This is a genomic window from Modestobacter sp. SYSU DS0875 (assembly GCF_054050915.1).
In genome coordinates this window covers 83903-106388 of sequence record NZ_JBJHAH010000006.1, presented here as the reverse complement: position 1 = coordinate 106388, position 22486 = coordinate 83903, and the positions used below count along the sequence as shown (strand labels likewise).

26 protein-coding genes and 4 tRNA genes are annotated in these 22486 nt (G+C 74.9%); 26 read left to right on the top strand and 4 right to left on the bottom strand.

Annotation, left to right across the window (positions count from 1 at the left end; translation table 11 throughout):
- The first annotated feature begins 62 nt into the window (after positions 1-62).
- The gene (gene coaE, locus ACI79Y_RS05185) at positions 63-659 is read left to right on the top strand and encodes a dephospho-CoA kinase (RefSeq protein ID WP_457157440.1); all 597 of its coding nucleotides are present in this window, start codon (positions 63-65) and stop codon (positions 657-659) included.
- Positions 660-752: 93 nt separating this feature from the next.
- Positions 753-1241 (top strand): VOC family protein, encoded by a 489-nt coding sequence (locus ACI79Y_RS05180; RefSeq protein WP_457157439.1) that lies wholly within the window; start codon positions 753-755, stop codon positions 1239-1241.
- Positions 1242-1367: 126 nt separating this feature from the next.
- Here ACI79Y_RS05180 and ACI79Y_RS05175 read toward each other — a convergent pair.
- The 4 genes from ACI79Y_RS05175 to ACI79Y_RS05160 all read right to left on the bottom strand — a co-directional run bounded on the left by ACI79Y_RS05175 (position 1368) and on the right by ACI79Y_RS05160 (position 2363).
- Positions 1368-1442 (bottom strand) — tRNA-Val (locus tag ACI79Y_RS05175).
- 57 nt (positions 1443-1499) lie between these two features.
- Positions 1500-1570: transfer RNA gene (locus ACI79Y_RS05170), tRNA-Cys, on the bottom strand.
- 42 nt (positions 1571-1612) lie between these two features.
- Positions 1613-1684, bottom strand: a tRNA-Gly gene (locus ACI79Y_RS05165).
- 136 nt (positions 1685-1820) lie between these two features.
- Positions 1821-2363 (bottom strand): SsgA family sporulation/cell division regulator, encoded by a 543-nt coding sequence (locus tag ACI79Y_RS05160; RefSeq protein ID WP_457157494.1) that lies wholly within the window; start codon positions 2361-2363, stop codon positions 1821-1823.
- A gap of 171 nt (positions 2364-2534) precedes the next feature.
- On the opposite strand from ACI79Y_RS05160, the gene ACI79Y_RS05155 reads away from it, so the two are divergent.
- The 24 genes from ACI79Y_RS05155 (at position 2535) to ACI79Y_RS05040 (ending at position 22485) form a co-directional block, all read left to right on the top strand.
- Positions 2535-3143 (top strand): sigma-70 family RNA polymerase sigma factor, encoded by a 609-nt coding sequence (locus ACI79Y_RS05155; RefSeq protein WP_457157438.1) that lies wholly within the window; start codon positions 2535-2537, stop codon positions 3141-3143.
- On the top strand, positions 3140-4075 hold the full coding sequence (locus ACI79Y_RS05150; protein ID WP_457157437.1) for an anti-sigma factor domain-containing protein: 936 nt from the start codon (positions 3140-3142) through the stop codon (positions 4073-4075). The genes ACI79Y_RS05155 and ACI79Y_RS05150 overlap by 4 nt, the downstream gene beginning before the upstream one ends.
- 77 nt (positions 4076-4152) lie before the next feature.
- A complete protein-coding gene (locus ACI79Y_RS05145) occupies positions 4153-4611 on the top strand; it encodes a TIGR02611 family protein (protein WP_457157436.1) in 459 nt (152 codons plus the stop codon).
- Positions 4612-4636: 25 nt separating this feature from the next.
- A tRNA-Val gene (locus tag ACI79Y_RS05140) sits at positions 4637-4708 on the top strand.
- A gap of 71 nt (positions 4709-4779) precedes the next feature.
- A complete protein-coding gene (locus tag ACI79Y_RS05135; protein WP_457157435.1) occupies positions 4780-5262 on the top strand; it encodes a hypothetical protein in 483 nt (160 codons plus the stop codon).
- A 27-nt stretch (positions 5263-5289) separates the two neighbouring features.
- Positions 5290-5676 carry an HNH endonuclease gene (locus tag ACI79Y_RS05130; RefSeq protein ID WP_457157434.1) on the top strand — a complete coding sequence of 129 codons (387 nt, stop codon included), beginning with the start codon at positions 5290-5292 and terminating at the stop codon, positions 5674-5676.
- 10 nt (positions 5677-5686) lie between these two features.
- Positions 5687-6241 carry an MOSC N-terminal beta barrel domain-containing protein gene (locus ACI79Y_RS05125; protein WP_457157433.1) on the top strand — a complete coding sequence of 185 codons (555 nt, stop codon included), beginning with the start codon at positions 5687-5689 and terminating at the stop codon, positions 6239-6241.
- A gap of 49 nt (positions 6242-6290) precedes the next feature.
- Entirely contained in the window at positions 6291-7418 is a 1128-nt protein-coding gene (locus ACI79Y_RS05120; RefSeq protein WP_457157432.1) for a CapA family protein, read from the top strand.
- Between the two features lie 77 nt (positions 7419-7495).
- Complete coding sequence (gene thrS, locus ACI79Y_RS05115; RefSeq protein ID WP_457157431.1) at positions 7496-9568, top strand: threonine--tRNA ligase; 2073 nt, start codon at positions 7496-7498, stop codon at positions 9566-9568.
- Positions 9565-10149: an HIT family protein gene (locus ACI79Y_RS05110; RefSeq protein WP_457157430.1), complete on the top strand. Its 585-nt coding sequence runs from the start codon at positions 9565-9567 to the stop codon at positions 10147-10149. Before thrS ends, ACI79Y_RS05110 begins: the two co-directional genes overlap by 4 nt.
- On the top strand, positions 10150-10815 hold the full coding sequence (pgsA, locus tag ACI79Y_RS05105; protein ID WP_457157429.1) for a phosphatidylinositol phosphate synthase: 666 nt from the start codon (positions 10150-10152) through the stop codon (positions 10813-10815).
- A gap of 38 nt (positions 10816-10853) precedes the next feature.
- Positions 10854-11771, top strand: a complete 918-nt coding sequence (locus ACI79Y_RS05100) for a phosphatidylinositol mannoside acyltransferase (RefSeq protein WP_457157428.1) — start codon at positions 10854-10856, stop codon at positions 11769-11771.
- The gene (locus ACI79Y_RS05095; RefSeq protein WP_457157427.1) at positions 11771-13000 is read left to right on the top strand and encodes a glycosyltransferase family 4 protein; all 1230 of its coding nucleotides are present in this window, start codon (positions 11771-11773) and stop codon (positions 12998-13000) included. Before ACI79Y_RS05100 ends, ACI79Y_RS05095 begins: the two co-directional genes overlap by 1 nt.
- Before the next feature lie 11 nt (positions 13001-13011).
- A complete protein-coding gene (locus ACI79Y_RS05090; RefSeq protein ID WP_457157426.1) occupies positions 13012-13560 on the top strand; it encodes a hypothetical protein in 549 nt (182 codons plus the stop codon).
- A gap of 50 nt (positions 13561-13610) precedes the next feature.
- Positions 13611-14519 carry a pyridoxal 5'-phosphate synthase lyase subunit PdxS gene (gene pdxS, locus ACI79Y_RS05085; RefSeq protein WP_457157425.1) on the top strand — a complete coding sequence of 303 codons (909 nt, stop codon included), beginning with the start codon at positions 13611-13613 and terminating at the stop codon, positions 14517-14519.
- Positions 14516-15181, top strand: coding sequence for a pyridoxal 5'-phosphate synthase glutaminase subunit PdxT (gene pdxT / locus ACI79Y_RS05080; RefSeq protein WP_457157424.1), 666 nt, complete (start codon positions 14516-14518; stop codon positions 15179-15181). Before pdxS ends, pdxT begins: the two co-directional genes overlap by 4 nt.
- Positions 15178-15936: a YebC/PmpR family DNA-binding transcriptional regulator gene (locus ACI79Y_RS05075; RefSeq protein ID WP_457084421.1), complete on the top strand. Its 759-nt coding sequence runs from the start codon at positions 15178-15180 to the stop codon at positions 15934-15936. The genes pdxT and ACI79Y_RS05075 overlap by 4 nt, the downstream gene beginning before the upstream one ends.
- Positions 15937-16083: 147 nt before the next feature.
- Entirely contained in the window at positions 16084-16656 is a 573-nt protein-coding gene (ruvC, locus tag ACI79Y_RS05070; RefSeq protein WP_457157423.1) for a crossover junction endodeoxyribonuclease RuvC, read from the top strand.
- Complete coding sequence (gene ruvA, locus ACI79Y_RS05065) at positions 16653-17291, top strand: Holliday junction branch migration protein RuvA (RefSeq protein WP_457157422.1); 639 nt, start codon at positions 16653-16655, stop codon at positions 17289-17291. The genes ruvC and ruvA overlap by 4 nt, the downstream gene beginning before the upstream one ends.
- Entirely contained in the window at positions 17288-18439 is a 1152-nt protein-coding gene (gene ruvB / locus ACI79Y_RS05060) for a Holliday junction branch migration DNA helicase RuvB (protein ID WP_457157421.1), read from the top strand. The genes ruvA and ruvB overlap by 4 nt, the downstream gene beginning before the upstream one ends.
- A 160-nt stretch (positions 18440-18599) precedes the next feature.
- Entirely contained in the window at positions 18600-18938 is a 339-nt protein-coding gene (gene yajC / locus ACI79Y_RS05055) for a preprotein translocase subunit YajC (RefSeq protein ID WP_457157420.1), read from the top strand.
- Between the two features lie 12 nt (positions 18939-18950).
- The gene (secD, locus tag ACI79Y_RS05050; RefSeq protein WP_457157419.1) at positions 18951-20486 is read left to right on the top strand and encodes a protein translocase subunit SecD; all 1536 of its coding nucleotides are present in this window, start codon (positions 18951-18953) and stop codon (positions 20484-20486) included.
- Positions 20483-21868, top strand: a complete 1386-nt coding sequence (gene secF, locus ACI79Y_RS05045; protein ID WP_457157418.1) for a protein translocase subunit SecF — start codon at positions 20483-20485, stop codon at positions 21866-21868. Before secD ends, secF begins: the two co-directional genes overlap by 4 nt.
- Positions 21865-22485 (top strand): adenine phosphoribosyltransferase, encoded by a 621-nt coding sequence (locus tag ACI79Y_RS05040; RefSeq protein WP_457157417.1) that lies wholly within the window; start codon positions 21865-21867, stop codon positions 22483-22485. Before secF ends, ACI79Y_RS05040 begins: the two co-directional genes overlap by 4 nt.
- Position 22486 lies beyond the last annotated feature (1 nt).

The following is a 22486-nucleotide window of genomic DNA, read 5'->3' as shown; positions in this document are numbered from 1 at the left end:
CCGGTGCCGTGATCTCCCTGTGACCTCACCGGCACCCCGCGGCTGGGCCTAGGGTCGCCGGTGTGCTGAGGATCGGGCTGACCGGTGGCATCGGATCGGGCAAGAGCACGGTGGCCGCCTTGCTGGCCGAGCGTGGGGCGCGCGTGGTCGACGCCGACCGGCTGGCCCGGGAGGCGGTGGCGCCGGGGACGGCGGGGCTGGCCGAGGTGGTCGCCGCCTTCGGCGACGGTGTGCTGGCCGCCGATGGCTCCCTCGACCGGCCGGCGCTGGCGGCGATCGTGTTCAGCGACCCCGCGGCGCGAGCGCGGCTCGACGGGATCGTCCACCCGCGGGTGCGTTCCCGGGCCGCCGAGCTGGTCGCTGCCGCGCCGGCGGACGCCGTGGTGGTCCAGGACGTCCCCCTGCTGGTGGAGACCGGTCAGGCCGGCTCCTACGACCTCGTGCTCGTCGTGGAGGCGCCGCTGGAGACCCGCGTGTCCCGGTTGGTCGGCCGGGGGCTCGGTGAGGACGACGCCCGGGCGCGGGTCGCCAGCCAGGCCACCGACGAGCAGCGGCGCGCGGTGGCGGACGTGGTGCTGGTCAACGACGGGGATCGGGCGGCACTGGCCGACCAGGTCGCGCGCTTCTGGGTGGAGCGGGTGGCGCCGTCGCTGCGGTGAGCGGTCGGGGCCGATGAGTTCCCGGCGCCGACCGGGTCTGTGCTGCGTCCACCCCGTGCGGGCGCCCGGCCCGCCGACCCGAGAGGACGCGACATGGCGCAGAAGATCGTCCCCAACCTCTGGTTCGACACCCAGGCGGTGGAGGCGGCCCACTACTACATCGACGTGCTCGGTGACGGGCACATCGTGAGCACCGCCCGGTACCCGGAGGGCGCACCCGGGCCGGCCGGTGAGGTGATGGCCGTCGAGTTCGAGGTCGTCGGCATGCGGCTGGTGGGGATCAACGGCGGGCCGGAGTTCCCGTTCACCGAGGCGGTCTCCCTGCAGGTGAACTGCGCCGACCAGGCCGAGGTGGACCGGCTGTGGGACCGGTTCGTCCGGGACGGGGGAGCGGAGGGCCAGTGCGGCTGGCTGCGGGACCGCTACGGGCTCAGCTGGCAGATCGTCCCCGAGGGCACGTCCGAGCTGTTCGCCGACCCGGACCCCGTGCGGGCCCAGCGGGCCGTGCAGGCGATGCTCGGCATGGCCAAGCTGGACGTGGCGGTGCTGCGCGCCGCAGCCGACGGGGTGCCGGTCGGCTGATCACGCTCGGTCCCTCTCACCGGGACGCCCGCACCTCGCATCACTGGACACGGCATCGGCATCGAACGCGGGATCGGGGTCGGAACGCGGAGAGGCCCCAGGTCGCTGACCTGGGGCCTCTCCGGCTGGTGGGCGATACTGGGATCGAACCAGTGACCTCTTCCGTGTCAGGGAAGCGCTCTACCGCTGAGCCAATCGCCCGTTCCGGCCCACTGGCCGGATCCGCCTCCCCCGTCGACACACCACAGGGTGGCGCCGAGGTGGAGACGGGATTTGAACCCGTGTAGACGGCTTTGCAGGCCGTTGCCTCGCCTCTCGGCCACTCCACCGCACGCCGGGCGCCGGTCTACGACCAGCGCCCGGGAGTTCCGAGCGGACGACGGGATTCGAACCCGCGACCCTCACCTTGGCAAGGTGATGCTCTACCACTGAGCCACGTCCGCTTGTTCGTTGCGTACTGCGCTGTGCAACGGGAAGAACTCTAACCGATGCCCTCCAGGGCTCCAAACCCGGGGGGTACCCCGGGTGTCGCGGAGGGTGTCCGCCCAGGTCAGCGGCTCGTTGACCGCCGTCGCGGGGTCACAGGGACGTCGGGTTGTCGGTGCCGCCGCGGAGCAGCTCGGACAGCTCCTCGTCGACCGACGTCGCGTCGCTCTCCGTGCCGACGGGCACCAGCAGCTCGCTCTCCCGCAAGAAGTCGCCCACGACGGTGGCCGACAGCTCGAACAGCGCCTCACCCGAGGGAGCCCGCAGCTGCAGGAAGAGCACGTCCAGTCCGCCCCGGGCCGGCCACAGCCGGACGTCGCCGTCGCCGGCGGGGGCGGTGAGGCCGGCGCGCAGCAGCTCGCGGCTCAGCAGCCACTCGACGCCGTCGTCCTCCGGCTCGTCGAGGAACTCGTCCTCGGTCACGCCGCCGGCGGGCAGCTCCTCGGCGAGGGCGTCGGCGAGGGCGTCGGCGAGGTTGTCGGCCGGGTCGTCCCCGCCGTCGCCGAACCGGATCCGCACGGCGAAGGGGTCGGTGGAGTCGTAGACCAGCGCGGCAGGGACGGCCGTCCAGGACTGCGGGCCGACCAGGTGGAGTGTCGTTCGAGCCGTGCAGCCGGACCTCGGAAAGCGCGCCATGTCCTTCACAACGACCAACGGTGGGGGAGGTGACGCCCCTCCGCGGCGTGTCGTGCCCCATCCGTCCCACCAGTCACACGCGCCCCGTCCGCCCGCCCGGACGGGTGGCCGGCGCCGATCGGTGGGCCGATCGGGCAGTGCCGAGCGGACCCCTCGTGTGACCATGGCCTCGTGAGCCGACCGCTGCGCCACCCGGACGACGGCGCGGCCGACCGTCAGCTGGTCGCACGGGTCGCCGCGGGCGACCGGACGGCGGTCGACGACCTCTACGAGCGGTTCCGGCGGCCGGCGTTCGCCCTCGCGCGCCGGGTGGTGGCCGACGACGTGCTCGCCGAGGACGTGCTGCAGGAGGTCTTCCTCGCCGTCTGGCGGGACCCGGGCACCTTCGACGCGAGCCGGGGCACGGTGGCCTCCTGGCTGCTGTCGGCGGTCCATCACAAGGCGGTCGACGCCGTGCGGCGCGAGGAGTCCCACCGGCGCCGGCAGGCCCGGGCCGTGGACGAGCTCGCCCTGGCGGCGCCGGCCGCCGTCCCCGACGAGGCGGCCGACCGGGTCGCCGCGGCGACGGTGCGCACCGCTCTGCAGGCGTTGCCGGAGTCGCAGCGCGAGGTCCTGGCGCTCGTCTACTACGGCGGCTACACGCAGCGCGAGGTGGCCGCGCTCACCGGCGCGCCGCTGGGCACGGTGAAGACCCGCCTGCTCGCGGGCGTGCGCAGGCTCACGGATGCGCTGGGCGCCGGCGTGCCCGGTGCGACCCCCGCGGACGGGACCGCGCGATGACCCTCCACGGTGCGCCGGGCCACGCTCCCGGCGACGACCACCAGGGGTGGGACGAGCTGGCGGTCGGGTGGGCGCTGCACGCCCTGGAGCCGGAGGACGAGAACCGGTTCGACGCCCACCTGCCCGGGTGCAGGCGCTGTGCCCGGACGGTCGCCGGCACGGAGCAGGTGATGGGGGCGCTCGCTGCCGACCTGTCCGCCGCAGAGTCCTCCGCCGCAGAGCCCTCCGCCGTCGAGCCCTCCGCCGCGCTGCGGGACCGGCTGCGGGTCGCTGTGGAGGCGACCGAGCAGGTGCGCCGCCCCGCTCCGGTACCCGACCGACAGCCGGCACCCCCGGGCGGCCGGCCGGGGGTGCCGGCTGCCCGGGCCGGCGACCTGCCCGGCGCCGGTGAGCTGGAGCTGGAGCTGGTGGCACCGCGTCGCGGTGGCGAGCCCGACCTCCGACCGGCGTGGCGGCGGGTGCTCCCCACCGCTCTCGCCGCGGCGGCCGTGGCGGCGGTGCTGGCGCTGGGAGCGTGGAACGTCGTGCTGGCCGAGGACCGGGACGCCGCCCGGGCGCAGGCCACCCAGCGAGCGGAGGTGCTCGACGAGCTGCTGGTGCCGGGCCGGGCGACCATCGCCCCGCTCACCGGGGAGGACGGCCGGCAGGTCGCCACCGTGGTCGTCCGGGAGGGGCAGGTGCAGGTGCTCTCCACCGGGCTCGCGCCCAACGACCGAACCGACAGCACGTACGTCGCCTGGGGGGTGGCGGAGGGTTCCGCGGTGGCCATCGGGGAGTTCGACGTCGTTTCCCCACAGATGGAGCTGCGGACCGTAGGCTCTGCGGCGACCGGGCTGGACGAGTACGGCGCCTACGCCATCAGCTTCGAGCCCGGCCGGCAGGCTCCGTCGGAACCCACGGAGATCGTCGCGAACGGGCAGGTGACGAGCTGAGCGGTCAGGAGACGGTCGCAGCGCTGGGGGGGCACCTCCCGCGCCGTGACGGCACGCCCGGTGACGGGGACGCGGTCGTGGACCAGGAGCAGCGGGAGCGCGTGGCCGAGCGCCGGGACCGGTTCGCCGGCGACGGCGTGCACAGCCTGCGCGAGCGGGTCGCGGACAGCACGTGGCGGCGGCGGATCGCCGCCCGGCGGGCGTTCGACGCGCCCTACCGGGTGGGCGTGGGGATCGTCGGTGGCCTGGTGGTCGCCGTGGGGATCATCACGATCCCGCTGCCGGGGCCCGGCTGGCTGACCGTCATCGCCGGGCTGTTCGTGCTCGCCTCGGAGTTCACCTGGGCCGAGCGGCTGCTGCAGTTCACCCGCCGCCACGTGGGCCGCTGGACCGACTGGCTGGGCCGGCAGTCGCTGTGGGTGCGCCTGGTCGTCGCCGCGCTGACGGCGGCGTTCGTGGTCGCAGTGCTGGTCGTGACCCTGCACGTGATGGGCGTGCCGGACTGGGTCCCGGGGTGGGTGCCACTCTGGCGCTGAGCGTCTGGCAGAATCATCGGTGTCCGGGCGATTGGCTCAGTGGTAGAGCGCTTCGTTCACACCGAAGAGGTCACTGGTTCGAACCCAGTATCGCCCACCGGACACGGCCCCCGACCTGACCAGGTCGGGGGCCGTCGTCGTCCGCGGGCCGGGTGCGACGATGCCCGGGTGGACCTCCAGGACGAGCAGTTCGGGCCGGACGACCTGTTCCTCCCCCCGCCGTGGCCCGGTCCCGACCGCTACACGCTGCGGGCCGTCGCGGAGCTGGACGTGGCGCTGGGGGCTGGCGTGGCCGTCGACGCCGCCCACGCGGTGGTGTCCGACGGGGCGGCGCGGGCGTTCGGCCCCGGCTGGCAGTCCTGGCTTCCCGAGGCGCTGGCCGCCGAGGGCGCCGCGGACCTGCGCGAGCTCGTCGAGGACGAGCAGCTGCTCGGCCGGGTGCTCGGCCAGCTGCACGAGCGCATGCGGTCGGCGGCGGCGGCGGACGACGACGCGCCGCCGGCGCCGGACCCCGACCTCGTCTGGACGGCGCACTCGCCCCGGCACACCCGGCAGCGGTTCCGCCGGGCCGGGCAGGTGCGCCGGAGGGCCGTGGCCATGGTCCAGCCGCGCCGCCGGGACGTCGCGGGGGAGCGGGCCCGCCGCAGCTGACGGCGCCGGCCGCCGATCGCGGGGACCATGGGAGCCGTGCAACCCGATCGCGCGGCCCGGCTGGCCGGGGCGCTGGTGCGCGACGGCGCCACCTGCATCTGGTGCGGGCGCGCCTTCGCCGGCCTGGTCCGCCCGACCACCGAGCACCTGGTGCCCCGGGTGAAGGGCGGCCCGTCGTGGGCCGAGAACGAGGTCGCCGCCTGCGGCCGGTGCAACGGTGCCCGCGGGCACGCCGGGCCGGTCGACTGGCTGGCGGAGTGCCGCCGGCGCGGCTGGGAGCCGGACGAGGAGCGGCTGGTCCGGGTCCTGGGCTCGCTCGCCGGAGCGATCGCCCGACGGGGCGGGCAGCGCCGGGCGCGTCCCTACCTGGACGCCCAGCTGCGCCGGCTGCGCCGGCAGGGGAGTGCCGCGTAGCGTCCCGGGCATGGGGAACGTCGTGGGCAGCGTGGGTCAGGTGTCGGTGTACCCGGTGAAGTCGCTGGCCGGCCGGACGGTCGCCGAGGCGGAGGTCGACGCGGCCGGGCTGCGCGGTGACCGCGCCTGGTCGGTGGTCGACGCGGACACCGGGGAGCGCGTCACGGTGAAGACCACGCCGCAGCTGCGCGAGGTGGTCGCCACCGGGGACGCCGAGGCCGACACGATCACGCTGACCGAGGTGCTGGGCCGCCCCGTCCGCCTGGCGGCCTCGGCGGCCGGCCCGCAGGTCGACGCCGCCGCCGTGCACCTGGTGTCCCGGGAGGCGATCGACCGCGCCGAGGCCGGGGAGGTCCCGGAGGGCTGCTCGGCCGACGACCCGCGGGCCAACCTGCTGCTGCACCTGCCCGCCGCCGACGAGCGGAGCTGGGTGGGCCGGCGCGTGCGCGTCGGGGAGGCGGTGCTGGACGTCGTCCGCACCCCGAAGCACTGCCTGGGCGTGTACGCCGAGGTGGTCGCGCCCGGCCGGGTCGCCGCCGGCGATCCGGTGGAGCTGGTGGACTGACCTGCGCGTCGGCCCCGCGGGCGGGCGGGCCGTCGCTAGGGTCCGACCCGTGCGGAGCGGTCGGGGGGCGGTGATGGCCGTGCTCGTCGTCCTGCTGGCCGGCTGCGGCGCGGACGACGACGGCACCCCGGTCGCCGGGTCCCCGGTGCCCACCTCCCCGGCCCCGGTCAGCTCCTCCCCGGCACCCGAGCCGCCGGAGACGTTCACCCTGGTCGCCACCGGCGACGTGCTGGTGCACCAGGGCCGTGCCCTCACCCGCGGTGCGCAGCAACCGGACGGTTCCTGGGACTTCTCCGCGGTCTTCGCGCCGGTGGCCCCGGTGCTGCAGGCCGCGGACCTGGCGATCTGCCACCTGGAGACCCCGGTCGCGCCGGCCGGTGGGCCGTACTCGGGCTACCCGGCCTTCGTGGTGCAACCGGAGATCGTCGACGCCTTGGCCGGCGCCGGGTACGACCTGTGCTCCACCGCCTCGAACCACTCGCTGGACGCCGGGTTCGCCGGGCTGGTCCGCACCCTGGGCACCCTGGACGCCGCCGGCATCGCGCACACCGGCACACACCGCACGGCGGGGGAGCCGCCGACCATCGTGGACGCCGGGGGTGTCCGGGTCGGGCACGTGGCCACCACCTTCTCGCTGAACGGGGTGCCGCTGCCGTCCGACGCGCCCTTCGCCGTCGACACCTTCGACCTGCCCGACGTCAGCGGGGTGCTCGCCGACGCGGCCGCCGCGCGGGCGGCGGGCGCGGAGGTCGTGGTGGCCAGCGTGCACTGCTGCGCGGAGTACGACTCCGCGCCGCTCCCCGCCCAGGAGGAGGCGGTGCGCACCCTGCTGGCCTCGCCCGACGTCGACCTGGTGCTCGGCCACCACGCGCACGTCGTCCAGCCCTTCGAGCGGATCGACGGCGAGTGGGTGGCCTACGGCCTGGGCAACCACCTCGCCGAGCACGCCACCCGCGGGTACGACACCGAGGACTCGGTGATCGCCCGGTTCACCTTCACCCGCGGCGACGACGGCCGGTTCACCGTCTCGCAGGCCGAGGCGGTGCCGGTGCGCATCGAGCTGGGCGCCGACGCGGTCACCCTGGTGCCGGCCGACCCGGTGAGCACCGCCCGGATCGTCGCGGTCCTCGACGCCCGCGGCGCCGTCGCCGACGGCCTCCGGGTCGTCCCCGGGTGACCCGGCCGGGGCCGGTGGCGCACTAGTCTCAGAGTCCCGGCCGCCCGGCCGGACCGCGCCGACCCCCAGGAGCCAGAGTGTCCGCCCCGCCCTCCCCGACCGCCGCCACCCCGATCCGGGTCCCGGCCGGGACGACGGCGCTGCAGGCCCTCAAGGACGCCGGGGTCGCGCTCAAGGGTGCCGAGGCCGCCGTCGTCGTCCGGGACGTGGCCACCGGTGACCTCAAGGACCTGGCCTGGGCCCCGGCGACCGAGGCCGAGGTGGAGCCGGTGGTCGCCGCCAGCCCCGAGGGGCGGGCGGTGATCCGGCACTCCGCCGCGCACGTGCTCGCCCAGGCGGTGCAGGACCTCTTCCCGGGCACCCGGCTGGGCATCGGCCCGCCGGTGGAGAACGGCTTCTACTACGACTTCGACCCCGAGCGGCCGTTCACGCCCGAGGACCTGCAGGCGCTGGAGAAGCGGATGCAGGCGATCGTCAAGCAGGGCCAGCACTTCAGCCGCCGGGAGATCAGCGACGACGACGCGCGCACCGAGCTGGCGCACGAGCCGTACAAGCTGGAGCTGATCGGCCTCAAGGGGGGCGCCGGCGAGGAGGCCGCGGAGCAGGCCGCGGAGGGCGCCGACGTCGAGGTGGGCGGCGCGCAGCTGACCATGTACGACAACCTCGACCCCCGCACCGGCGACCGGGTCTGGACCGACCTGTGCCGGGGCCCGCACCTGCCGCGCACCAGCAGCATCCCGGCGTTCTCCCTGACCCGCAGCGCCGCCGCCTACTGGCGGGGGAGCGAGCAGAACCCGCAGCTGCAGCGGGTCTACGGCACCGCCTGGGAGAGCAAGGACGCGCAGAAGGCGTACCTGGAGCAGCTGGCCGAGGCCGAGCGCCGCGACCACCGGCGCCTGGGCGTCGAGCTCGACCTGTTCAGCTTCCCCGACGAGATCGGCTCCGGGCTCGTGGTCTTCCACCCCAAGGGCGGGGTGGTGAAGCGGGAGATGGAGGACTACGTCCGCCGTCGGCACATCGAGGAGGGGTTCGACTACGTCGGCACCCCGCACATCAGCAAGGGCGGGCTGTTCGAGACCTCCGGCCACCTGCCGTACTACGAGGACACCATGTTCCCGGCCATGGACCTGGAGAACTCGAAGTACTACCTCAAGGCCATGAACTGCCCGATGCACAACCTGATCTTCCGGTCGCGCGGGCGGTCCTACCGGGAGCTGCCGCTGCGGTTCTTCGAGTTCGGCTCGGTGTACCGCTACGAGAAGTCCGGCGTCGTGCACGGCCTGACCCGGGTGCGCGGGCTCACCCAGGACGACTCGCACAGCTACGTCACCCCCGAGCAGGCGCCGGGCGAGATCCGGCACCTGCTGGCCTTCGTGCTGGGGCTGCTGCGCGACTTCGGCCTGGACGACTACTACCTGGAGCTGTCCACCCGCGGGGAGTCCGACAAGTTCATCGGCTCCGACGAGGAGTGGGCCGTCGCCACCGCGGTGCTCGAGGACGCGGCGCGGGAGACCGGGCTGGAGCTGGTGCCCGACCCGGGCGGCGCGGCGTTCTACGGGCCGAAGATCTCGGTGCAGGCCCGGGACGCCATCGGCCGCACCTGGCAGATGTCGACCATCCAGTACGACTTCAACCAGCCCGCCCGGTTCGGTCTGGAGTTCAGCGCCGCCGACGGCACCCGGCAGCAGCCGGTGATGATCCACTCGGCGAAGTTCGGCTCGATCGAGCGGTTCTTCGGTGTGCTCACCGAGCACTACGCCGGCGCGTTCCCCGCCTGGCTGGCGCCGGTCCAGGTGGTCGGCATCCCGATCACCGACGAGCAGGTGCCCTACCTGACCGACGTGGCGCGGCAGCTGCGCGCCCGGGGCATCCGGGTGGAGGTCGACGACTCCGACGACCGGATGCAGAAGAAGATCCGGACCGCCAGCAAGCAGAAGATCCCGTTCGTCCTCATCGCCGGGGCCACCGACGCCGAGGCGGGCGCGGTCTCCTTCCGCTACCGCGACGGCTCGCAGCGCAACGGGGTGCCGGTCGCCGAGGCCGTCGAGCAGGTCGTGGCCTGGGTCGCCGCCCGGACCAACACCGATCCCACCGCGGCCGAGGCCCGGGCAGCGGATGCCGGGGCCGCCGAGCCGGCGGCTGCCGGATGAGCGACGCGCAGGAGGAGCTGAAGATCCCCGTCGTCAACGACGACGGGGGTCCATCGGCCGGCTTCGAGCACCTCTGGACGCCGTACCGGATGGCCTACATCCGGGGGGAGAACAAGCCGGTCAGCGACGCGGCCGGCGACTGCCCGTTCGACCGGATCCCCGGCCTGGGCGACGAGGAGGGGCTCGTCGTCGCCCGGGGCGAGACCGTCTACGCGGTGCTCAACCTGTACCCGTACAACGCCGGGCACCTGATGGTCGTCCCGTACCGGCACGTGCCCGACTACACCGACCTGACCGAGGCCGAGGTCGCCGAGTTCGGCGCCTTCACCCAGACGGCGATGCGTGTGGTCCGGTCGGTCAGCGGCGCCCACGGGTTCAACGTCGGGATGAACCAGGGGGCGATCGCCGGCGCCGGCATCGCCGACCACCTGCACCAGCACGTCGTCCCGCGGTGGGGCGGGGACACCAACTTCATGCCGGTGATCGGGCTCACCCGGGTGCTGCCGCAGGTGCTCACCGAGACCCGCCGGCTGCTCGCCGAGGCCTGGCCCCCGGCGGGTCGTGCCGGGACGGGGGCCTGAGTGCTCGGCGTCAACCTGCGCCCGGCCGTCGCCCGGTTCTGGGCGCCGGTGGTGCGCGGGCTCCTGCGGGCCGGGGTCACCGCCGACGCGGTCACCGCCACCGGGACGCTGGGCGCGGTCGCCGCCGCGGTCTTCCTCATCGGCAACGGCTGGCTGTTCTGGGGCGCGGCCACGGTCACCGTCTTCGTCCTGCTCGACATGCTCGACGGGGCGCTGGCCCGGGCCCGGGGCGGTGGGTCGGTGTTCGGCGCCGTGCTGGACTCCACCGGTGACCGAGCGGCCGACGCGGCCATCTTCGCCGGCCTGGCCTGGTGGTTCTCCGGCGCCGGGGACAACCGGCTGCTGGTCCTGCTCGCGCTGATCTGCCTGGTGCTCGGCATCCTCACCTCCTACGTCAAGGCCCGGGCCGAGGGGGTGGGCCTCACCTGCGACGTCGGCGTCGTCGAGCGCACCGAGCGGCTGATCCTGGTCCTGGTCGGCACCGGCTTCACCGGCCTGGGCATCCCCTACGCGGTGCACGTGGCGCTCTGGGTCCTGCTGGTCGGCAGCGCCGTCACCGTGGCCCAGCGGTTCGCCGAGGTGTACCGCCAGTCCCGCGGCCGGGCGTTGCCGGCGACCCCCCGACCGGCGCAGGACCCGACGTCGGCCGCCGACCCCGCACCGTGACCCCCGGTCGCCCACCCGGCGCCGTGCGCCCCGATCGGATGGCCACCCTGCGCGACCGGCTGACCGACGGCGGGTACGCGGCGGGCTGGCGCGCCGTCCGGCTGCTGCCCGCGCCGGTGGCCTCGGCGGCGTTCGGCGCCGGCGGGTCCTGGGCCGCCGCCCGGAAGGGGCGGGGCGTGCGCCAGCTGCGCGCCAACCTGCGGGTCGTCACCGGGCTGGACGGGGCGGAGCTGGACGCGCTCACCCGCCGGGCGATGCGCTCGTACGCCCGGTACTGGCAGGAGGCCTTCCGGCTGCCGGTCATGGGCACCGGGCGGGTGCTCGCCGGCGCCACCGTCGTCGGGCGGGAGCACCTGGAGCGGGCCGGCGCTGAGGGCCGGGGCATCGTGGCGGCCCTGCCGCACAGTGGCAACTGGGACGTGGCCGGGGTGTGGCTGATCGACTGGCTGGGCGGCCCCTTCGTCACGGTCGCCGAGCGGCTGCGGCCGGAGTCGCTCTACCGGCGCTTCGTCGACTACCGGGAGGGGCTGGGCATGCGGATCCTGCCGCTGACCGGCGGCGAGCGGCCGGCGACGGCGGTGCTGCGGGAGTGGCTCGCCGAGGGCGGCACCACCTGCCTGCTGGTCGACCGCGACCTGTCCGGCGACGGCGTGCCGGTCGACTTCTTCGGCCGGCCCACCACCATGCCCGGCGGTCCGGCGCTGCTCGCGGCGCAGACCGGTGCGGCCCTGCTCCCGGCCGTCTGCCAGTTCGACGGCGCCGGCTGGCGCTTCGTGGTCCACCCCGAGGTGCCGGTCGACGGACCCGGCCGGCTGCGCGACCGGGTGACCGCCGCGATGCAGCAGGTCGCCACCGCCTTCGCCGGCACCATCGCCGAGCGGCCCGAGGACTGGCACGTGCTCGGACGCATCTGGCCCGACGTCGGGCCCGACCCGGTCGCCCCCGGGGGCCGCTGATGCGCATCGGCCTGGTGTGCCCCTACTCGTGGGACGTCCCCGGGGGCGTCCAGTACCACGTGCGCGACCTCGCCGAGACGCTGCGCCGGCTGGGGCACCACGTCGAGGTGCTCACCCCCGCCGAGCACGAGGAGAACCTGCCGGCCGAGCACGTGACCTGGGCCGGGCGGGCGGTGCCGGTGCCGTACAACGGCTCGATGGCCAGCGTGTCCTTCGGTCTCGTCTCCGCGGCCCGGGCCCGCCGCTGGCTGCGCGAGGGGCACTTCGACGTCGTCCACGTGCACGAGCCGGCCTCGGTCTCGTTGTCGCTGCTCGTGTGCATCATCGCGCAGGGGCCGATCGTGGCGACCTTCCACGCGGCCACCACCCGCTCCAAGGTGCTCGCCGCCCTCGGTCCGTGGGCCCGCCCCTGGCTGGAGAAGATCAGCGGCCGGATCGCCGTCTCCGACTTCGCCCGCCGCGTCCAGGTCGAGCACCTGGGCGGCGATGCCGTGGTCATCCCCAACGGCGTGCACGTGCCGGCCTTCGCCGAGGGGCCCTCGCTGCCCGGTCACCGCCGCGGGGAGGACGGCCCCACGATCGGCTTCCTGGGTCGCTACGACGAGCCCCGCAAGGGGCTGCCGGTGCTGCTGGCGGCGATGCGGACGGTGGTGGCGACCCATCCCGGCGCCCGGCTGCTGATCGCCGGCCGCGGCGACCCCGACGAGCTCACCGAGCTGGTGGGGGACGACCTCCGCCTGCACGTCACGCTGCTCGGGGAGGTCGACGAGCCGGCCAAGGCGGCCTTCCTCCGGTCCATCGACGTCTACTGCGCGCCGAACCTCATGGGGGAGTCCTTCGGCGTCATCCTGCTCGAGGCGATGGCCGCCGGGGCCCCGGTCGTCGCCAGCGACCTGGACGCCTTCTCCCGGGTCCTCGGCGACGGCGCCGCCGGGGTGCTGGTACGCCGCGGCGACGCCGCCGCGCTGGCTGCGGCGCTGGGCGGGCTGCTGGCCGACCCGGTGCGCCGCAGCGCCCTGGTCGACGCCGGCCGACGGGTCGTCGCGGGCTACGACTGGTCGGTCGTCGCCCGCCGGATCCTGGCCGTCTACGAGACGGTCGCGCCCCCCGGCGGGGCCGCGGTCACCGCCTCCACCGAGGACGACGCCGCCCTGCTCGGGCACGTCGCCGGCGACCTGGGTGAGCGCGTCGCGCCGCCATGGCCCTTCCGCCGCCGGGTCCGCCGCTAGCCTGGGGTCCCATGACCACCGCCACCGAGCTCCTGCTCGCCGTCGCCGTGCTGGTGGTGCTCGCGCTGGCCTGGGCGGCCTGGACGCTGACCCGGCTGCGGCGGCTGGCCGGGCGCGTCCGGCGGGCGCGCGAGGTGCTCGACGCCGCGCTGCTGCGGCGGGCGGAGCTGGCCGCGGCGCTGGCCCGCGAGCGGGCCGACGAGCTCGGACCCGAGCTGGCGACCGCGCTGGCCACGGCCGCGGCCGGGGCCCGTGCCCCCACGGCGGGTGACCGCGAGGCCGCGGAGAACCGGCTGGGCGCGCTGCTCCGCCGGGTGCCGCCGGCGCTCCGCCCGCCGGAGCTGCAGGACACCGGGATGCGGGTCGGGCTGGCCCGCCGCTTCTACAACGACGCCGTGCGCGACACCCTGGTGCTGCGCCGCGGCCGGCCGGCCCGGGTGATGCGGCTGCACGCCGGCCGGCCGCTGCCGCGGTACTTCGACATCGACGACGGCCTGGACGCGGTCCTCACCGGCCCCCCCGCCGGGGTGGCCTCCGGTGCCGGGCGGGCCTGCGGCTGACCCGCCGTAAGCTGGCAGGTCCGCGCCCGACCACCAGTGAGGCCACCACCGTGTCCCTGACCGACCCCCAGCACCAGCCCGGCACCGGCACCGACCGGGTCAAGCGCGGCATGGCCGAGCAGCTCAAGGGCGGCGTCATCATGGACGTCGTCACCCCCGAGCAGGCGAAGATCGCCGAGGACGCCGGCGCCGTCGCCGTCATGGCGCTCGAGCGGGTGCCCGCCGACATCCGCGCCCAGGGCGGCATCGCGCGGATGAGCGACCCGGACATGGTCCAGGGCATCATCGACGCGGTCTCCATCCCGGTGATGGCCAAGGCGCGGATCGGGCACTTCGTGGAGGCGCAGGTCCTGCAGAGCCTCGGCGTCGACTACATCGACGAGTCCGAGGTGCTCACGCCCGCCGACGAGGCGCACCACATCGACAAGCACGCGTTCACCGTGCCGTTCGTCTGCGGCGCCACCGACCTCGGCGAGGCGCTGCGCCGCATCGTCGAGGGCGCGGCGATGATCCGCTCGAAGGGCGAGGCCGGCACCGGGAACGTCGTGGAGGCCACCCGGCACATGCGCGCGCTGCGCACCGGGATCAAGCGGCTGGGCACGCTGGACGAGACCGAGCTGTTCGTCGCGGCCAAGGAGCTGCGCGCCCCGCACGACCTCGTCGTCGAGGTCGCCCGCACCGGGAAGCTGCCGGTCGTCCTGTTCACCGCCGGCGGCATCGCCACCCCCGCCGACGCGGCGATGATGATGCAGCTGGGCGCCGAGGGCGTCTTCGTCGGCTCGGGCATCTTCAAGTCCGGCGACCCGGCGCAGCGCGCGGCGGCGATCGTCCAGGCCACCACGTTCGCCGACGACCCCGACGTCATCGCCAAGGTCTCCCGCGGGCTGGGCGAGCCGATGGTCGGCATCAACGTCAGCACGCTGCCGGAGTCCGAGCGGTACTCCACCCGCGGCTGGTGAGCGCGCCGGTCATCGGTGTGCTCGCCCTGCAGGGCGACGTCCGGGAGCACCTGGCGGCGCTGGCCGCCGCGGGCGCCCGGGCGGTGACCGTCCGCCGCCCCGAGGAGCTGGCCGCCGTCGACGGGCTGGTCCTGCCCGGCGGCGAGTCGACCACGATGGCGAACCTCGCCCAGCGGTTCGGGCTGCTCCAGCCGCTGCGGGACGCCGTCCGGGCCGGGCTGCCCACCTACGGCTCCTGCGCCGGGATGATCCTGCTCGCCGACCGGGTGCTGGACGCCCCGGAGGGACAGCAGACCATCGGCGGGCTGGACGTCACGGTGCGCCGCAACGCCTTCGGCCGGCAGGTCGACTCCTTCGAGGACGAGGTGCAGATCGCCGGCGTCGACGGCGGCCCCGTGCACGCCGTCTTCATCCGCGCGCCGTGGGTCGAGCAGGCCGCCGACGGCGTCGAGGTCCTCGGCCGGGTCGTCGGCGGCCCGGCCGACGGTAAGATCGTCGCCGTCCGCCAGGGATCCCTGGTGGCCACCAGCTTCCACCCCGAGCTCACCGGTGACATCCGGGTGCACGCGTCCTTCGTGGAACTGGTGCGGGCAGCCCGTGCCCGGGACCAGCGTTCCGACGGCGCCATCGCAGGCGCCGGCAGTGGAGGGGGTAAGTCGTGAGCGGCCATTCCAAGTGGGCGACGACCAAGCACAAGAAGGCCGGGATCGACGCCAAGCGCGGCAAGCTCTTCGCCAAGCTGATCAAGAACATCGAGGTGGCCGCCCGCACCGGCGGCGGTGACCCGGCGGGCAACCCGACGCTGTTCGACGCCATCCAGAAGGCGAAGAAGAGCTCGGTGCCCAACGACAACATCGACCGCGCGGTCAAGCGCGGTTCGGGTGCCGAGGCCGGCGGCGTCGACTACCAGGGGATCACCTACGAGGGCTACGCGGCGGCCGGGGTCGCCGTCCTGATCGAGTGCCTCACCGACAACAAGAACCGGTCGGCGATGGAGGTGCGCACCGCGATGACCCGCAACGGTGGCACCATGGCCGACCCGGGTTCGGTGTCCTACCTGTTCTCCCGCAAGGGCGTGGTCGTGGTGCCGGCCGCCGGCCACACCGAGGACGACGTGCTGCTGGCCGTGCTGGACGCCGGGGCCGAGGAGGTCCGCGACCTGGGCGACACCTTCGAGGTGGTCAGCGAGCCCGGTGACATGGTCGCCGTCCGCACCGCGTTGCAGGAGGCCGGCATCGAGTACGACTCCGCCGACATGGGCTTCGTGCCCAGCGTGCAGGTGGAGCTCGACGTCGACGGCGCGGCCAAGGTGTTCAAGCTCATCGACGCCCTCGAGGACCTCGACGACGTGCAGAACGTCTACGCGAACTACGCCGTCTCCGACGAGGTCATGGAGCAGGTCACCGCCGACGCCTGAGGAAGGACCCCGCTGCCCCCGCCACTCGCAGGCTCGCGGCGGGGGCAGCGGGGCCGACGGCTGATGGCGTGTCGCCGCCGTCTCCGGCCCGCGGCCCGGTTAGCGTCCCCATCGAACATCTGTTCGTGCGAAGGTGGGAGTGTGGGCATGCGCGTGCTCGGCATCGACCCGGGCCTCACCCGGTGCGGCTGGGGAGTGGTCGAGGGGCGGCCCGGTGGCCGGCCGACCGCGCTGGGGGTCGGCGTCGTGCGCACGTCCCCCGACCTGGACCTGGAACTCCGGCTGCTGGAGGTGCACACCGCCGTGACCGCACTGCTGCGCGAGCACCGGCCCACGGCCGTGGCCATCGAGCGCGTCTTCACCCAGAACAACAAGGGGACGGCGACCGGCACCGCCCAGGCCGCCGGGGTCGCCGCCCTCGCCGCCGCCCAGGCCGACCTCCCCGTCGCCTGGCACACGCCCAGCGAGGTCAAGGCCGCCATCTCCGGCAACGGCCGCGCCGACAAGGAGCAGGTCACCCTCATGGTCACCCGGGTGCTCGGGCTGGCCAGCCCGCCGAAGCCGGCCGACGCCGCCGATGCGCTGGCGCTGGCGATCTGCCACACCTGGCGCGCGCCCGCTCAGCACCGGCTGCGCACCGCGGCGCTCGCCGGGGGCATCGGCGCGCCGCTGCCCGGCGCCCGCACCGTGCCGCGCTGGACGGGGGTGTCGGCCCGATGATCGCCTCGGTCGACGGCCGGGTCGCGGCCGTCTCGCCCGACGGCGCGGTCGTCGAGGTCGGCGGGGTCGGGCTCTCGGTGCAGTGCACCCCGGGCACGATCGCGCGGCTGCAGGTGGGGGAGCAGGCGCGGCTGTCGACCAGCCTCGTCGTCCGGGAGGACTCGCTCACCCTCTACGGCTTCGCCGACGACGACGAGCGCCAGCTGTTCGAGCTGCTGCAGACCGCCAACGGCGTCGGTCCCCGGCTGGCCCAGGCGGTGCTGGCGATCCACCCGCCCCGCGAGGTGCGCCGGGCCGTGTCGATGGGCGACCTCAAGGCGCTGATGCAGGTCCCGGGCATCGGCAAGAAGGGCGCCGAGCGGCTGGTGCTGGAGCTGCGCGACCGCCTGGGTGCGACCACCGTCGACACCCAGCTCGACGGTGGCCCGCTGCCCGCCGGGCTGGCGCCGGTCACCCCGGTCGCGCCGTGGCGCGACCAGCTGACCGCAGCGCTGGTGGGGCTGGGCTGGTCCGGCCGCGAGGCGGAGACGGCGCTGGCCGCGCTGGAGCCGGTCGCCGAGGAGCAGCAGGCCGCCGGCGGGGTGCAGGTGGCGGTGCTGCTGCGGCAGGCGCTGCAGATCCTGGGCCGCTCGTGACCTCCCCGTTCGACCGGTCGCTGACCGGGGAGGCCGCCGAGGGGTACGGCCGGGACTTCTCGGTCGAGGCCCAGTCGCTGCCGGGGTCGCTGTCGGGTGGCGCCGGTGACGAGGAGCGGGTGGTCGAGTCGGCCCTGCGCCCGCACTCGCTGGCCGACTTCATCGGCCAGCCGAAGGTGGCCCGCCAGCTCGACCTGGTGCTGGAGGGCGCCAAGCGCCGCGGCCGCCCGCCGGACCACGTGCTGTTGTCCGGCCCGCCCGGACTGGGCAAGACCAGCCTCGCGCTCATCATCGGCTCCGAGCTCGGCACGGCGGTGAAGATCACCAGCGGCCCGGCGATCGAGCGGTCGGGTGACCTGGCCGCGATGCTGTCCAACCTCGGCTCCGGTGACGTGCTGTTCATCGACGAGATCCACCGCATCGCCCGCCCGGCCGAGGAACTGCTCTACATGGCGATGGAGGACTTCCGGGTCGACGTCGTGGTCGGCAAGGGGCCCGGCGCGACCGCCATCCCGCTGGAGATCAACCCCTTCACCCTGGTGGGCGCCACCACCCGCGCCGGCCTGCTCACCGGCCCGCTGCGCGACCGGTTCGGCTTCGTCGGGCAGATGGAGTTCTACGAGACCGCCGACCTGCAGCGGGTCCTCGCCCGCAGCGCCGACCTGCTCGGGGTCGAGCTCACCGACGACGGCTCGGGAGAGATCGCCGGCCGCTCGCGGGGCACGCCGCGGATCGCCAACCGGCTGCTGCGCCGGGTCCGGGACTTCGCCGAGGTGCGCGCCGACGGCCGGATCACCCGCGACGTCGCCCGGGCGGCCCTGGCCCTCTACGACGTCGACGAGCTCGGCCTGGACCGGCTGGACCGGGCCGTCCTGGATGCGCTGGTGACCAAGTTCGGTGGCGGCCCGGTGGGGGTGGCCACCCTGGCGGTCGCCGTGGGGGAGGAGCCGCACACCGTCGAGGAGGTCTGCGAGCCCTTCCTGGTGCGTGCCGGACTGCTGGCCCGCACGCCCCGCGGACGGGTGGCCACCGAGGCGGCCTTCTCCCACCTGGGGCACCCGGTGCCGCGTGGGGGTGTTGCGCTCAGTGGGAGCACAGGTGACCGGCCGCCCGACGGGGCGTCGTCACAGACCCTCTTCGACGCCTAGACTCCTCGGCGCTGGCGCGCAACCCGGACCAGTCGGGTCGACGTGCCTCGCCCCGGGGCCACTCCGTGCGGGTGGGAGCGCGCCGGCGCCGATGTACCCGAGCGGCCCTCCCGGGCCGCACCGACCGCGCGACCTGCCGCGGTAGAGAGGCTCACCAGTCGTGGAACAGCTCTTCCCGTTCGTCCTGCTCGCCCTGGCGTTCGTCCTGCTGATCGTGCTGCCGGCCCGGCAGCGCAAGAAGATGCAGGCCAACGCGCAGGCCCTGCAGGAGTCGCTGACGGTCGGCACGCCGGTCATGCTGACCAGCGGCATCCACGGCACGGTCGCCGGCCTCGGTGAGGGGACCATCGACCTCGAGGTCGCCCCCGGCGTCGTCGTCACCGTCGCGCGCCCCGCGGTGATGGAGGTCCGCACGCCGGTCGCTCCGGCCGACGGCGCCCCGAACAGCACCGGCGGGACGGTCGACGGCGACGGCGACCCCACCGACCGCGCCCGCTGACCCGGACCTCCCATGGCTGCCCGCCAGCTCCCTGCGCGCCGCTACTTCGCGGCCTTCCTGCTGATCGTCGCGGGGCTGTACGCGCTGGTCTTCCTCACCGGTGACCAGCGCACGCCCCAGCTCGGCCTGGACCTCCAGGGCGGCACCACCGTCACCCTCACCGCGCGCACGCCCGGCGGCGAGGCACCGGCCCGCGAGGACCTCGAGCTCGCCCGCCGCATCATCGAGCAGCGCGTCAACGGCCTGGGCGTCGCCGAGGCCGAGGTGGTGACCGAGGGCGACAGCAACATCGTCATCTCGGTGCCCGGTGACGACGGCGAGCGCGCCCGCGAGCTGGGCACGACCGCGCAGCTGCGCTTCCGCCCGGTGCTGCAGGCCGAGCCGGTCACCCCGCCCGCCGAGGACGCCGCGCCGACGGAGGAACCGGCCGAGGAGCCGGCTCCCGAGGAGGGCGCCGCGCCGGTCACCCAGGAGGAGGCGGCCGCGGAGTACGCGACCCTCGCCTGCGAGGAGCAGACCACCGACGTCGACCGGCCCGACGACCACATCGCCGCGTGCGGCGAGGACGGCGCCGTGAAGTACCTGCTCGGCCCGTCGGTCCTTGAGGGCACCGACGTCACCGACGCCACCGCCGGCACCCGCGCGGGCACCGGGGAGTGGATCGTCGACCTGTCGCTGAACAACTCCGGCGCCGACGCGTGGGCCACGTACACCACCGCGAACGTCGGCAACAGCGTGGCGATCACCCTGGACGGCCGGGTGGTCTCCGCGCCGACGGTCAACAGTGCCATCGTGGGTGGCAGCACCGAGATCAGCGGCAACTTCACCCAGGCCGAGGCGACCGAGCTCGCCAACCAGCTCAAGTACGGCGCCTTGCCTCTCACCTTCGAGCAGGCGACCGCGCAGTCGATCTCCACCGAGCTGGGGGAGGAGCAGCTGCGTGCCGGGCTCATCGCCGGTGGCATCGGCGTCGCCCTGGTGTTCGTGTACGCGCTGCTCTACTACCGCCTGCTCGGGCTGGTGATGATCGCCAGCCTGGTGCTGTCGGCGGTCGTCGTCTACGGCAGCCTGGTGCTGCTCAGCCGCGAACTGGGCCTGGCGCTCAGCCTGGCCGGCATCGCCGGGTTCATCGTCTCGATCGGCATCACCGCCGACTCGTTCGTCGTGTACTTCGAGCGCCTCAAGGACGAGGTCCGGGAGGGGCGCTCCCTGCGCAGCGCCGTGCCCCGCGCCTGGGTGCGCGCCCGGCGGACCATCCTGTCCGCCGACGCGGTGAGCTTCCTGGCCGCGGCGATCCTCTACTGGCTGGCCATCGGTGACGTGAAGGGCTTCGCCTTCACCCTGGGCCTGTCGACCGTCCTCGACCTCGTCGTGGTCTTCCTCTTCACCCACCCGCTGATGGCGGTGCTGAGCCGGGTCAGGTCCTTCGGCTCCAACCGCTTCTCCGGCCTCGGCCAGGTCGACCGCGGACGCCGGACCGCGCCGGCGACGGCGCGCGAGCCCGAGCTGGTCGGCGCCGGCAGCAGCACGAACGGGAGCACGCGATGACCACCCCACGGGACGACGCCGACCAGGCGCCGGTGCCGGTCGGCTCCGCCGCCGACGAGAACGTCGACGAGTCGGCCGTGGCCACCGAGGCCACCGAGGAGAGCGTCGGGGACCAGGCGCTCGCCGACGCCGGCCTGCCCGCGGAGGGCGGCGCCGCGGCCCGTCCGCACCGGGCGTCGCTGGCCCACCGGCTCTACAACGGCGAGGCCGGCCTGGCCGTCGTCGCCAGGCGCCGGTTCTGGTTCCGGGTCACCGCCGTCGTCGTGCTGCTGTGCGCGCTGGCCATGCTGGTCCGCGGCTTCAACTTCAGCATCGAGTTCGCCGGCGGCAGCAGCCTGCGGGTGCCGGCCACCAGCGAGCAGCTCGCGGACGTCCGTGAGGCCGCCGAGGGAGCCGGGGCCGAGGTGGCCAGCGCCCAGGTGGTGGGCGGTGACTCCGTGCTGCTGCGCACCAGCGAACTGGACAACGACACCGAGCGCGCCGTCGTCGACGCCGTCGCCGGGGCTGCCGGCGTCGAACCGTCCGCGGTCAGTCCGCAGTCGGTGAGCGCCGACTGGGGCAGCGACGTCACCAACCAGGCGCTCATCGCGCTCGCGGTGTTCCTGGTCGCCGTCGTCGCCTTCCTCGCGGTGCGGTTCCAGCCCAAGATGGCCGTCGCGGCGATCGTGGCGCTGCTGCACGACATCCTCGTCACCGCGGGCATCTACGCGCTGGTCGGCTTCGAGGTCTCGCCGTCCACGGTGATCGGGCTGCTCACCATCCTCGGGTTCTCCCTCTACGACACCGTCGTCGTCTTCGACAAGGTCGACGAGAACGTCAAGGACCTGAGCAAGAGCACCAGGTCGACCTTCACCGAGGCCTCGGACCTGGCGGTCAACCAGACGCTGATGCGCTCGATCAACACCTCGGTCATCGCGCTGCTGCCGGTCGCCGGGCTGCTCTTCGTCGGCGCCGGGCTGCTGGGTGCCGGCACCCTCAAGGACCTCGCGCTGGTGCTGTTCGTCGGCCTGGCGGCCGGGACCTACAGCTCGATCTTCCTGGCCACCCCGGTGCTCGCCGAGCTCAAGGAGCGGGAGCCCGAGCAGCAGGCGCTGCGCAAGCGGGTGCTCGCCCGCCGGGCGGCCGAGGCGCGCAGCGGTGGCCAGCCGGCCGGCCCGGTCGCCAGCGCCCGCCGTGGCGGGGCGACCCGGCGGTCCTCGGTGGCCGTCGCGGAGCGGCCGGGGACCGAGCGCACGGAGACCCTGCCGGGCCGGCCGGTGGCCGACGTGCAGGTGGAGTCGCCGTCCTCGGTGCAGGCGGCCCCGCGGCAGCCGGGGACCGGCCGCGGTGGCGCGACGGCCCCGCGTCCGGGGCAGCGCCCGGCGGGCAAGAAGCGCCGGTGACCGCCGGACCTGCCGGGACGCCCGCCGCCGGGACGCAGCTGCCGATCGACGAGCTGGTCGCGTCGGTCGCGGTCACCATCCCGGACTTCCCCGAGCCCGGGGTGTTGTTCCGCGACCTGACGCCGGTGTTCGCCGACGCGGAGGCCTTCCGCCGGGTCGTCGACGCGTTGGCCGAACCGGCCGGGGTGGACCCGCGGGCGGCGGCGCTCGGCAGCAGCGACGGCTCCGGAGGCGCCCCGGACCCGGGCTTCGACGTCGTCGCCGGTGTCGAGGCGCGCGGCTTCCTGCTGGCCGCCGCCGTCGCGGTGCGCACGGGTACCGGGGTGGTCCCGATCCGCAAGGCCGGGAAGCTCCCGCGCGAGCGGGTGTCGGCCGACTACGCACTGGAGTACGGCACCGCGACCCTCGAGCTGCACACCGACTCGATCCGCCGCGGCCAGCGCGTGCTGCTGGTCGACGACGTGCTGGCCACCGGCGGCACGCTGGGGGCGGCCGTCAGCCTGCTGGAGCAGCTGGGGGGCGTGGTCACCGCGGTCTCGGTGGTGATCGAGCTGGGGGTCCTGGGCGGGCGCCAGCGCATCGCGCCGCACCCGGTGCACTCGCTCTGGACGACCTGAG

What these genes read in the sequence shown, in the direction of transcription:
- ruvA (WP_457157422.1), top strand. Translation starts at nt 16,653, where the DNA reads ATGATCGCCTCGGTCGACGGCCGGGTCGCGGCCGTCTCGCCCGACGGC.
- ACI79Y_RS05110 (WP_457157430.1), top strand. Translation starts at nt 9,565, where the DNA reads ATGAGCGACGCGCAGGAGGAGCTGAAGATCCCCGTCGTCAACGACGAC.
- ruvC (WP_457157423.1), top strand. Translation starts at nt 16,084, where the DNA reads ATGCGCGTGCTCGGCATCGACCCGGGCCTCACCCGGTGCGGCTGGGGA.
- ACI79Y_RS05090 (WP_457157426.1), top strand. Translation starts at nt 13,012, where the DNA reads ATGACCACCGCCACCGAGCTCCTGCTCGCCGTCGCCGTGCTGGTGGTG.
- secF (WP_457157418.1), top strand. Translation starts at nt 20,483, where the DNA reads ATGACCACCCCACGGGACGACGCCGACCAGGCGCCGGTGCCGGTCGGC.
- ACI79Y_RS05180 (WP_457157439.1), top strand. Translation starts at nt 753, where the DNA reads ATGGCGCAGAAGATCGTCCCCAACCTCTGGTTCGACACCCAGGCGGTG.
- ACI79Y_RS05150 (WP_457157437.1), top strand. Translation starts at nt 3,140, where the DNA reads ATGACCCTCCACGGTGCGCCGGGCCACGCTCCCGGCGACGACCACCAG.
- ACI79Y_RS05125 (WP_457157433.1), top strand. Translation starts at nt 5,687, where the DNA reads ATGGGGAACGTCGTGGGCAGCGTGGGTCAGGTGTCGGTGTACCCGGTG.
- secD (WP_457157419.1), top strand. Translation starts at nt 18,951, where the DNA reads ATGGCTGCCCGCCAGCTCCCTGCGCGCCGCTACTTCGCGGCCTTCCTG.
- ACI79Y_RS05100 (WP_457157428.1), top strand. Translation starts at nt 10,854, where the DNA reads ATGGCCACCCTGCGCGACCGGCTGACCGACGGCGGGTACGCGGCGGGC.
- ACI79Y_RS05130 (WP_457157434.1), top strand. Translation starts at nt 5,290, where the DNA reads ATGGGAGCCGTGCAACCCGATCGCGCGGCCCGGCTGGCCGGGGCGCTG.
- ACI79Y_RS05160 (WP_457157494.1), bottom strand. Translation starts at nt 2,363, where the DNA reads ATGGCGCGCTTTCCGAGGTCCGGCTGCACGGCTCGAACGACACTCCAC.
- ACI79Y_RS05095 (WP_457157427.1), top strand. Translation starts at nt 11,771, where the DNA reads ATGCGCATCGGCCTGGTGTGCCCCTACTCGTGGGACGTCCCCGGGGGC.